Source organism: Streptomonospora wellingtoniae (assembly GCF_031845375.1).
GTDB classification, from domain to species: domain Bacteria; phylum Actinomycetota; class Actinomycetes; order Streptosporangiales; family Streptosporangiaceae; genus Streptomonospora; species Streptomonospora wellingtoniae.
Map to the genome: position 1 here is coordinate 1 of NZ_JAVREK010000044.1, position 9855 is coordinate 9855.

Annotated in this window: 4 protein-coding genes; 2 read left to right on the forward strand and 2 right to left on the reverse strand. The window is 71.9% G+C overall.

Annotated features, from left to right (window positions below; translation table 11 throughout):
- Positions 1-470: 470 nt before the first annotated feature.
- On the reverse strand, positions 471-1952 hold the full coding sequence (locus RM446_RS24370) for an AMP-binding protein (RefSeq protein WP_311547788.1): 1482 nt from the start codon (positions 1950-1952) through the stop codon (positions 471-473).
- Positions 1953-2413: 461 nt separating this feature from the next.
- On the opposite strand from RM446_RS24370, the gene RM446_RS24375 reads away from it, so the two are divergent.
- The gene (locus tag RM446_RS24375) at positions 2414-3043 is read left to right on the forward strand and encodes a DeoR/GlpR family DNA-binding transcription regulator (protein WP_311547789.1); all 630 of its coding nucleotides are present in this window, start codon (positions 2414-2416) and stop codon (positions 3041-3043) included.
- 39 nt (positions 3044-3082) lie between these two features.
- Here RM446_RS24375 and RM446_RS24380 read toward each other — a convergent pair whose 3' ends face one another.
- Positions 3083-9505, reverse strand: a complete 6423-nt coding sequence (locus RM446_RS24380; RefSeq protein WP_311547790.1) for an RHS repeat domain-containing protein — start codon at positions 9503-9505, stop codon at positions 3083-3085.
- Positions 9506-9671: 166 nt separating this feature from the next.
- Here RM446_RS24380 and RM446_RS24385 point away from each other — a divergent pair.
- Positions 9672-9855 (forward strand): hypothetical protein (locus RM446_RS24385; RefSeq protein ID WP_311547791.1); only part of this gene is annotated, 184 nt, incomplete at its 3' end.

The window sequence follows — 9855 nt, forward strand, 5'->3', positions numbered from 1 at the left end:
TTTCGCTGAGGGCGGTGGCGAGTCCGTCGTGTGTTTCGGCGAGGGCGCGGAGTTTGGTGGGGCTGGTTTCGGGGATTTCGATGCCGAGGAGCCATTTGGCGGTGTCGCGGACCCATTGGGGACTGTCGTGTCCGTATGGCGGCATGTTCTCGCCCTACCTCCTCCCCGAACTCGCCCGAGCGGTATCTGCTGAAGGGGCGGTCAGCGCGGCACCGCAGTAGAGGTGGTCGACGTTAACACCGTCTCGTGCTCATGTGGAAGTCGTTGGCGTTGGTGACCGGCTGTGTGGCCTTGTGTGGTTGAGCACGAGCGTGTCTGCGGAGTCCGTTCGAGACCGTCCTCATCGGGTGCTTTGCGACCTGGGCATCCGTGCTTCATGCGTGCGTCGCAGGGCGGAGCGGACGTGCCCGCCGCAGCGCCGCTCTCAGGCACGGTCTGCCGACCGAGCCAGGGAGGACGGAAGGGCCGTCTCAGCGGCCGATGGAGCCCTGCGAGCCGGGCGCCTCTCGCGGCCCTCGCGGCTCCTCCTCGGCCGGCGGTTCGCCCGGCGGGCGGACCCTCGCAATCGCGGGCGCCCTGCCGGAGGCGGTTGTCCGCCCTGCCAGCGACGCGGTCCCGTCGTGGTGGACCCGCCCCGTCAAGCCCGTGCGCAGCCACCCGTCCTCGCGGCGCGTGGGCGTGCGGGACGGGTCGGGCGCATTCCAGTACGCCGGCGACACGGTGGCCCCGCTGATCTCCACCTCTCCGCGCGGACCGTCCCGCAGTTCCAGCCCGGGTAGCGGACGCCCGGCGCTTCCTTCGACGGTTCGGCCGGGCACGCGGACCGCGATCGGCCCCGAGGCCTCCGCGATGATCCCGGTCCCCTGAACCACGGCCATTCCCGCGCCGGTGAGGAAGTCCGCCACCTCCTCGCTCACACCGCCGGGGCAGATGATCAACCGCGCTCGACCGCCGAACCGGTCCCGGACCCGCGTGTACAGCCACTCGTGCATGGCGTGCGAGACGCGCCCCAGCATGCCCGGACGCGACCGGCGGCCGCTGCGGGCGGTCTTGACTGCGTGTTCGACCGCCGCGTCGAAGGCGCGCTCGATGTGCGGTGCCCGCGCGATCGCGATGCTCGGACCGTAGGCGCGGGTCTGCTGCATCGGGGACGCGTGCACCGCGGGCGGGGGAAACGCCACCCGAACACCCGCCATGAGGCATGCGATCAGCAGGCTCTGCCCGGGCGCGCCCGCCAGCGGCAGGTGGAACAGGATGTCGGCTTCGTCGTCGGGGACCCGGTCCAGCAATGGGCCCGCGGCCCTGAGCTGCCCCGCCGCCGACGCCAGCAGGTTGCCGTGGGTCAGTACGACTCCCTGCACTTCCGCGGACGGCGACCACAGGGCGGGGTAGGTGATCACGGCCGCGTCCTCGGCTGCTACCGAACGGGACCGCTCCGTGACGGCGGAGTGGTCCATGTAGGCACCGGCCGCGGCCACCTCCTGCATGGCGTCCGGTGCGTCGCCGGGCGACGCGGGGCCGCCGACCCGCAGTGCGCGCACAAGCGGCAGTGAGCGGCGCGCCTCGGCGAGGAAGCGGCCGGGCAGGGGACGGTCGCCGATGATCATGTTCGCGCGGACGTCGTGCAGGATGTGCCAGAGCCGGGTCAGCGGAATGCGGGGATGGACGGGAACCACGATCCCGCGCATCGCCCACGCGGCGAAGGCGAGCACCGCCCACTCGTAGCGCGTCCTGCACGCGAGCACGATCCGGTCGCCGCTGTCGACGCCGATGGCCGCGAACCCCTTGGCCGCCGCCGTCACGTCGTGCCGGAAGTCGGCGGCGCTGACCCGTCGCCAACCGTCGCCGACGGGGACGGCGAAGCCGGCGGGGCTGTTCCTCAGCAGTAGATCGGCGAGGCCGACGGGCAGCCGTTCCTCCTCGTGCTGGGGGTCTGCGCGGCGATGACGCATGCGTTCCCGATCCTCCTACGGCGCATTTGGCCGGGCCCGTCAGCTGGTGACCGGTGCGGATGTGACGTCCGGGCCTTGTGGGGCGATGCGAGCGTGGGGTGGATGACACTATGCCGAAAGAGCGCGTCTGACTAGTAGATGCGTCGGCGGATATTCGGTAAGGGCCGAACGACCGCCGACGTTTCCGGGGCCGATCAGAGCGCCTCTTGCAGACGGTGAGGCGGCCTGCCGCACCCGGCGGCGCGGACGGATCGCTGCAGTGAAGGGGGCGTTCAGTGCGGTGCCGCGGTTTCTTCGTGGCCTGTTCGCATTTCTAGCTGTTGTGGGCCATTTGTGACCCATGGTAATGATTACGTACCGCGGGTGCTTTGCCGGTCATTGGATTCCGCGCCGATTCGCCGAGCAGTGCCCGATGACCGCCGCCGGTCGTGCGTTGCACCGCCGACAGATGGGAGGCCGGGATGCCTGGACAAACGGATGTTGCTGCTGGTGGCGGGGGCGGGGGCGGGCCCGACGGTGCCGCGACACGCCCGGCCGACCCGGCCGGTCCCGCAGCCGCCCCCGGCGACCGCATCGCCGCGGCCGCGCTCGCCGAGCTGCCGCGCGAGGGTTCCATCCTCCTCGACGCCGGCCCGCTCTCCGAGCGCCTGGCCCGCAGCCTGCCTCCCGCGTGCGGGCTGAACGTGATCACCAACTCCATGTCCGTCGCGATGCACCTGATGACCCGCGAGGACGTGACGGTACTGCTCATCGGCGGCCGCATCCACGCCGATGCCGGGGCGACCGTCGGGGGGCCCGGAGCCACCGGACTCGAGGGCTTGCGCGTCGACGTCGCCTTCATCACCCCCGACGGCATCAGCCCGCAGCGCGGACTGACCGCGCGAGTGCCCGTGGAGAGCGCCGCCAAGCGGATGATGGTCCAGGCCGCGGGCCGCGTGGTCGTGCTGGCCCCGCGCACGGTCGTCGGGTACGTGGGGCTCGCGCGCTTCGCAGCCCTCGCCGACGTCGACCGCCTGATCACGGACGCGTCCTGCGATACCCCGGCCGGACGCCGCATCATGGTCGGAGTTCAGGACGCGACCCGCGTCTGAGCGTTACCGGCCGCCGACCGAGTCGGCGCCTGGGGGATGTCACACCTGGTCGAAAGCGTGTCCGGTGGCGCCGTCGCTTGCGTTGCTCCGTCGGTGCGGGGCGGTCTCGCCGGGGGCGGTCCCGTTGTAGGGACCGGCGCGGTGCCCCGCGGCGTGGTCCGCCGGCCCAACGGCCGACGCCCCGCCGCCGCTTCCCGGGTTGAGGGCGTTGTCGAAGAGCGCGGCGAGGCCGATGTGCTCGGGCGGCTCCGCCGGTGCGGGCCGGCTCTCTTCATCACTCCGCTGCCGGTGCCCCTGCTGTTCCGGCCGCTGTTCGCCGCGGCCACCGCCCCGCCCCCGGCCGCTCGCCGCGTCATCGGCCGTCGTGCCCGAGCGCGCGCCGCCCCCGCCGGAACCGCCGTCGCCTCCTTCGGCGGTGGGCGCCGCGGCTGCCGGCCCCGGGCGGCGGACGAAGGCGCGCTCGTTCAGCCGGTCCCGGAGCCGGTTGGTGGCGTCGCGCCACTCGTTCACCCGATGCCGGTAGATCCGGGCCCGGTACTCGTAATCCGCGCGAAGGTGCTCGTGGTCGGCGTGGGCGTCGCTTCCCGGACCGTCGCGGACTGCCCGGACGGCTGCCGGTAGCAGGGACTGCCGGGCCTCAAGCAGGGCGTCTTCGGCTGCGCGGAGGCCGTCCTGCATCCACAGGAGCCGGTCCCGCTCCCGGCCGGTGGAGCGGGACACGGGCGTGGGGAGGAACCCGAGATCGAGGGCGTCCCGTTGGGTGAACCAGCCGGTCTGGCGGGTGCGGGTCGTGCCCGTGAACGGCTCCCCGGTCGGGGTGCCCTTCCGGTCGTGCCGCTGCGAGAAGACGCCCCAGTCCACGTCGAACTCGACCAGGTAGAGCGGATCCTCGACATTGCTCTTGTGCGTCGATGGCCCCTTCGCGGTGAACGTCGGGGTGTCGGTTCCTCCGCTGTTGAAGGCCGCGTGCGCTTCGATGGAGTTGTAGTCGACGAGCTGCCGCTGGAACCCGCCGTCGGTGGTCGAGTGGATCTCGGCGGCCGCCGACGGCCCGCCGCTGTTGTTCATCGTCGAGGTGTGCGTACCGGGAGCGGCGTTCCCGTGCTCCTCACCCGAGGCGCCTGATATCGAGCCGGTGTAGGTGACGTCGAGGACTCGGGCGTCGCCGCCGCCGGGGACGCCCGCCTTCAACGACACCGAGGTGCGGCCCACATCCGGCGGCCGGTACCCGTCCGCGCCGCCGGCCGCGTCCTTCCAGGAGGAGGCGAGCGCGACGTCGGTGAGACTGTCGTCCACGCCGTCGTAGTAGGCGTCGCGGCCGAACGTCTCGTCGAGGTAGTCCCGCGCCGACTCCACGCCCGCGACCGTGTAGGAGTTCCCGTTCATATGACCGGTTCCCGGGCGCCAACCGTTCGCCGACGCCAGGCCGACGTGAGCCAGATCCTTGACCGCTTCGCCGCCGTTCTCGATCACTTCGACGAAGCCCCGCGAGGCGCCGCGCGCCCTCGTGGCGTGGGGAGCCCAGGTGCGCCACTGCTCGTCGGGCCGCTGCCCCTCGGATCGCGGAACGCGCGCGGGGTGGGGCGCGCGCAGGGCCGCCCTGCCGGCGCCGCCGTCGGCCCGGTCGGTGGACCGGCCGCTGCTTCCGGGTTCGCCGCCGCTGCCGAACTCCAGATAATGGGTCGGGTAGGTGGCGTAGGTGCGCCCTCCCGAACCCGTGCTGGAGATCCCGCCGTTCCGGACGGCCGAGGCCACCTGCGTCCGCACGTTCAACCCGCGGTCGGGGAACGAGAGGTTCAACGTGACGTCGGTGTCCCGACCGACCTGCGCATAAGGCGAGACGATCGCCAACTGGGTCGTTCGCGAGCCGATACCGGTGACGGTGCGGCCGGAGCCCTCCGTCGACGTGACCGTGTTGTCGTGCACCGTGCTGTAGGGAGTGGGGCGCGCTCCGTCCGGCACGGTGCCGGACCCCTCGCTCGCGGGCGCTTCCCGGGTGGGCACCATGAGCGAGTGCCCTTGCACACCGGCGGTGTCCTGGGTCGCGGAGCCCTGCATCCTCCCGTCGCTCGTCTTGAGCTGGTGCCTGCGGCGGATCTCCGCCTCGCCGCCGATGGACTCGATGCGGGTGTTGCTCCGGCTGACGCGCACGTCCACGACGGCGTCGATCGCGGGCGTGAGGCCGCGCGGCCCCAGGCCGTCGGTGCGCTTCACCTTGACCGCGACGGGGCCGCGCGATGCGGCATGGCCGGCCAGTTCGGAGGCCAGGGCCTGGTACAGCTTGTCGCGGCTGTTCCGAGTGAGTGCGAGGCGGTTGGCCCGCAGGGCGTCGTCGAGCCGGGTCCACGCCGGACCGGCGTGGGGCGGTGTCTGCACCTCGCCGTGCCCCTCGAAACCGGGGCGGATCCGCACATCGCCCCGGCCGTCCAGGGCGGGCGGGGCCAGCGGCGTTTGGCGGAGGCCGGTGACTCGGCCGTTCCCGTCCGCCGTGCTCTCAAGGCCGTCGCCGACCAGCCCGTGGGTGATCGCGCCCCAGGCGTGCATGAACCCGGAGTAGAGGTCGTCCGCGGTGGCCTGCCACCCGGCGTAGACGGGCGCGCGGTTGATCGTCGGGCCGATGCTCCAGTTGCGCGCGAACTCGGTCGCCTGCTTGACGGTCCCGGCCGCCTGGAACAGGTAGGCCCGATGGCTTGACGGCAGGATCGTGGTCGAACTGGACCGCGACTCCCCGCGGAAGTCGCCCTTGGCGCTGAAGACCCAGGTGCGGTGGGCCTGGGGGCCCGAGGACCACGTCGGCGCCCGGCCACCGCCCTGCGTGCCGGCGTTGCCGTCCTGCCCCGGCCCCTGGCCCGGGGGTTCGGGCGGCGCCCCTGCCGGGTCGTTCACGACATTGATGCGCGCCACGGCGGCGCCGCCGATACCCGCGCTCGTCGTCCGCGTGTTCGTGGCGCTGCGGTCCTGCGGCGCGTTTGTCCCCTCGGTGATGATCTCGGCGTGCACCGGTTCGGTCGTGACGCCGGAGACCTCGGGGCGGGTGTCAGTGGTGGTGCGAAGGTTGTGCGGGGAGCGCAGCCTGCTGCTGACATCGGTGCTCGCGCGGGCGCCGTCCTGGATGTGGGCGCTCATGTTCTCCGGCGACGCGTAGTTCGAGAAGAAGTGCCGCCCGGCCGCGCTGTCCCGGACCATGTGGCGGACCTTGTGGGTGTAGCCGTCCACCCACCCTTGGCGCGACAGGCCCGCCCACCTGTACCGGCCGCCGACGCCGCTGCGGGAGAACTGGCGGTAGGTGGCCTCGGTCAGGCTGATGCCGCGATCGGTGGCGGCAGGTGGGCCGCCGTGAGTCCGTTCCTGGCGCCCGGTCCGGTGGCGGTCCGTGTCGCGGAAGGCGGTGTTGATGTCCGCGATCGATGCACCGGCGTTGCGCAGCCGGTCGACGAACGCGGGACCCTGCCCCGGCCGCCCGCCGGGACGGTTCGCGCCGGTGATCTGGTTCTCCGCTTCCGCCCTGCTCATCGGGCGTATCACCGGTGGCTCCCCGTTGCCGGGGAACCCGATGGTGTGGCCTTCCGGCAACCGCGGCGTCGTGAACTCGTAGCGGAGGGTCCGGGGGGTGCCGAGCCGCTTCCCGCGTGTGTCGGGGAGGCGCTCACCGAAGTCCTGGCCGAGGTCGTCGCCGGTGTAGGTCCGCACGGTGATCGTCGACGGACTGGTCCATTTGTCCGTCTCCCCCTTGAACTGGAGGGTGTGGGCCGTGGACTCGGCCGACACGTGCCCCGTGTTCCCGCCGAACGAGAAGGTGAGGGTCGCCCTCAGCTTGGGGAACAGGCCCGCCTCGCGCCGGCCTTGCGCGTCGGGCCGCCCCTCCATGAAGTTGCCGCTGATCAGCGGCATGACCGAGGCCGAGCCGCCCCGTCCCTTGCCGGAGCCCAGGTGGGAACCGCTCTTGGACTCCAAGCCGACGCCGCGGTCGCCGGGGCCCGCATACCGCGCCGTCCCGCGGTGCCCGAAGATGCGGACGGCCTTCACGTTGTCCTTGAACGTGGCGGACTCCAGCAGGGGAACGAGGAGTCCGTCGCGGCTGTAGAGGTCGCCGTCGTTGCTGAGCAGGCCGGGTTCGGAGAGGGCGTCGACGATGCGCTGGGTGTTCTCCAGGGCTGTCTCGTAGGACCGGCGCATCGGCGGGTTCTCCCGCACGGAGCGGTTCCACCAGCGGCTGTCCTCGTGGCCGGGCTTGAGCGCGAAGTCGTCCTCGTTCCGCGAGAAGTCCGGCAGGACTATGCCCGGGTACGTGTTCGCGAGGTCGTGCAGGACCTTCCCGACGAGCCCTTCGCTCGCGGTGACCACCCTGTCGACGCCCGGCGGCTTCCGGAAGTACCGGCCGTCGTCCCAGGAGTAGGACGAGGGCCTGCCGAACGACGGGGGTCGGCGAACGGCGCCGTCGGGAGGCCGGTCCTGCACCGCCTCCCCGGGCGCCTCGTCTCCCCGCGAGCTCTCGCCTCCGGGCCTCACAGGCCCCTCGGGCGGGTTCTCCGCCCCCTGCAGGCGTATCGCGTTGTCGACAGTCGTCGTCTCGTAGGTGGTTCCCCGGAAGCTGTGCACCTCGGGCTCGCCGTCGAACTGGACGTAGTAGTTGCGCGTCACCTTGTACACGGCGGTTTCCTGCGAACCCCAGTACAGCGAGGACCGCGAGCCCGACTGGTTCCTCGTGTCGCCGTGCTGCCGCTGGAACTGGCCGGTGAGGTCGACGGCGAAGGGGGTGATCCGGCCGACGATGAAGTCCAGCACTGAAATGGACAGGTCCAGCCCGCCTCCCAAGAGCAGGCGGAAGAACGACGACTGCGTCTTGCCCGAGGTCGTGCCCTTGGTCGTCCCGCTCGACGACCGCAGATCGTAGACGTTGGGAGGATCCGGCTGGAGTTCGTAGCGCGTGGGGAAGGAGCGGATGTAGGCGATCCGCGGGCGTCCGTACTTGTCGGTCAGGTAGAGGGTGAGCGGGCCGTTCGTGGTTTTCCCGATGTTGTCCCGGAGCATGTCGGTCGCGAGCGTGTTCGCGTTGTCCTCGGCGGCCCGCTGCTCGACGTCGTGGCGTGTCGAGGCTGTCCGGACGTAGTCGCGCTTCGGACGCGGCTGGAGCCCCAGGTGGTCGTTGGTCCATTCGATCAGCTTCCGGCCGTGCCCGGGGCGCCGCGTGCCGTCGTCCCGCGGGGGCGGATCGTAGGACGGTTCGCCGACCTGGATGGGGTGCGTCTCCGTCGCGCCGCGGAACCCCGCGCCGGGGAACGGGCGGTTCGACGTGTCGAAGCCGGGGGCGTTGGGATCGGCGAAGGCGATGGTCCGCGGGGCGTCGGGGCGGACCCGGCCGAGGCCGCCGGGAACGTGCACGTCGACGTCGAGGTTCTGCGGGTCGAGCCGGTTCCGCCCTTCCCCCGGCGGCGTGAGCGCGATGTCGAGTTGCATCTGCGACCGGTAGGTGTGCATCGGTCCCTTCAGCTCTTCCGTCGAGCTGACCCCGTGCGCGTTGTTCGCCGAGAACGACACCTGGCGGCTGCGCCACCCGGCGGAGAGCTTGCCGTTCAGGCGCGCGCCGAGTGAGCCGGCGTCGATGGGGGTGATCATGAAAGGACTCACGTAGACCCCGACGGAAGGTCCTTTGTTCCCTCCGCTGACGCCGGTCGCCTGGCGGCTGGAGGCTGCACCGGAGGACTCGGCGATGCGGTTGCGCTGCCTGCTCTCGGCGCTTGCGTCGGGATCCGGGCTGTTCACGGGCCGGTACCGGCCGTTGGGGCGCAGCGACACCTCGACCTTCCAGGTGCCGTCGCCATCGGTGCCGGGCACCTGGAACGTGAAGGATTTCGGGGCCATCGCCTTCCGCATGTCCTTCGTCGACAGCCTCTCGATCTGTTCGCGGATCGTTTCCACGGGGGCGGCGCTGCGGGGCGTGTTGCTCTGCCGGTCGGTGTTCCGGCGGTTGCCGTCGAACCGCCGGACCCCCTCGGCCACGCGATCGCCCAGTCCAGCGGCCTGGATGGTGTGCGATCCCATCAGGCTCGACGGGAGCAGGTGGTCGAGGTTGAACGTCCGGTCCAACGACGGGTCCGGGTCCGGCGGCGGATCCGTCCGGTCCAGTCGCGTGAACCGGTCGAACACAGCGGATGCGGTACGCGGCGGTCGGACTCCCTTCGGGTGGCCTTTCCCCCTGTCGTCCGGCGGGTCGGCGAATCGGACCGTCCTCCGGGATCGGGCTGCCGTGGCGTCCGATGCGGTGCCGGGCCTTCGTGCGTCGTGGCCGCCCTGCGCTTCGTCGGCGGCGTCATCGCCGCGGCGCTCACGTCCGCCGGAGCTCCCTTCGGCCGGACCCTTCGCCTCGGGCTCGTCGGGGGAGGAGTCCCGGTCAGGCTTGCTCAGGTTGATCTCGCGCAGCTCGTAGACGTCCTTGCTGCCTCGGCCGTCGTCGTCGGGCAACGGAAGGGGCTCGCCGACCGGTTCGGGCGAGGGAATGCGCTCGGGCGGCGTCGACCGCGCGGTGCCGTTGCTTGAGGTGGCGGGCGCTTTGCCGCCGCTGGTCCGGGGCGGCTCGGGAGCGGGGGGAGAGCCGGCGGTGTTCGGGGTCCCGGTCGGAGCGGGAGCGTTGGCGGAGGGCGTGTTCTCCGGGCCGCTGCCGGGGGTGCTCGGGGCGCTGCCGTCGGCGTTTCGGGTGTTGCTCTGGTTGTTGTTTCCGCTGGTGTTGGTGCCGCCGGTGCTGTTGGTGGGGCCGCTGCCGGTGGGGGTTCCGTTTGCTGTCGTGTTGGTGGCGGGTCCGGTGCCGATTGGAC